The organism is Bathymodiolus azoricus thioautotrophic gill symbiont, from assembly GCF_001298715.1.
GTDB lineage: Bacteria > Pseudomonadota > Gammaproteobacteria > PS1 > Pseudothioglobaceae > Thiodubiliella.
The window spans coordinates 1-1,638 of record NZ_CDSC02000291.1; the positions used below are offsets into that span (position 1 = coordinate 1).

The window sequence follows — 1,638 nt, forward strand, 5'->3', positions numbered from 1 at the left end:
AGCAAACTTATGACTACGACACAGGTAACAATTTAACTCACCTTTCACACCAAGCCAATAGCAGCACATGGCAACAAACCCTCGCCATTCACCCAAACAACAACCGTGGTACTGAAACCCAGCAATCTGACAACGACTTTGATGCCAACGGCAACCTACTAACCCTTGATAATATTAGCACTCTACATTGGCACTACAACAACACCCTTAATCAACTCATTAAGCCAGACAAAAACAACACCATAGAGTACTATATCTATGATTATCAAGGCAATCGAGTCCGCACTGTGGTTGAATCTGACCATCAAGTGCAAAGCCAAAGAGACTACCTGCCTTTATTAGATATTTCAACCAACGAAGTAAAACAACAAACCAGCACCCTGCACATTGGTACTCATATATTCAGTGAAAGTAGCAAAGACAACACACAAAATCCCGACCAAACCCGCTACCAACTCACCAGCCACCTACAATCCAATACTCTAGAGTTGAACGACAAAGCCCAAACCCTCAGCTACGAACACTACTATCCCTATGGTGGCACTGCTATTATCGCTGGCAAAGACAAAACCCAAGTGCAACAAAAACGCTACCGCTACACAGGCAAAGAAAGAGACGACAGCAGTGGTTTGTCCTACTACGGTGCTAGGTACCTAGCCTCTTGGCTAACGAGGTGGATAAGCCCTGATGCAGCAGGGGCGGTTGATGGCTTGAATTTGTATGTTTATGTGGGGAATAATCCGCTTAAATATATCGATCCGACTGGACATGTTAAAGTTTATCCAATGGATAAAGGCGAACCTCATGAACTGGATGTATTAAGTCCAATTGAAGGCACTTATCGTAGCGATAGCATGTTTCATTTTCCAGAATCATATGAAAGACTAGAAGGAATTGTTAGGACTTATTCTTCTAATAAACTTGACTTGCTCAACGACAATACAAAATTTATCATAGAATCAAAGGACAGCAAGGGGGCATTAACAATTAAAGCGCATTCTCTTCCATCTTCCACCAGTGAGTTTGAGAATATTATGAATTTCTCTACAGGGCAGTTAACTTTTGATTCAAATTTTAGAGATAAAAACTGCACTTCTGGCTTGAACGCAACAGAAGTAATCTCCTACCAATATTTAGGAATGACAAAAATAGCGGGTGCATTAAATATGCTACCTAAAATATTTCTCAGAGAAGGCATAGTTAACCCCAGCACAAACAAAGTAATAGAGATTTATCGAGCTGACGGAAATTACCCAAGATTTTATCGTAATTTTGTTAGTGGTAGCGATAACGGTAGATCCTCTTTAAGAATTGCCAATACTTTTAGCCTTGAGATAGCCTCTATAAAGTTGGATGATACTAAGATTAGTGTTGATGATAGCATTTTCCTATATTTAAAACCAGAAATGCCTTTAATATCTGCTGAAAAACCCCTGCCACCTCGTGGAGATATGCATGATTATTTTGCACCTGATAGAAGATCATCTAAAATAAAACAACAAACAAACTGCTGCGCCATGTCATGATTTCTGTAATAGTCCAACATTTCAAGCCACTTTTTTCAATTCAGCCATCTTCTGAGCAGGTGTAATATACCCAATGACTGAATGAATCCTTTTGTAATTGTAAAAATAAATA

Annotated in this window: 1 protein-coding gene; it reads left to right on the top strand. The window is 39.4% G+C overall.

Going from position 1 to position 1,638, the window contains the following annotated elements; all coding sequences use genetic code 11:
* Positions 1-1,526: RHS repeat-associated core domain-containing protein (locus BAZSYMA_RS10405; protein ID WP_241502567.1), on the top strand; the 1,526-nt coding region annotated here is incomplete at its 5' end.
* Positions 1,527-1,638: the final 112 nt, after the last annotated feature.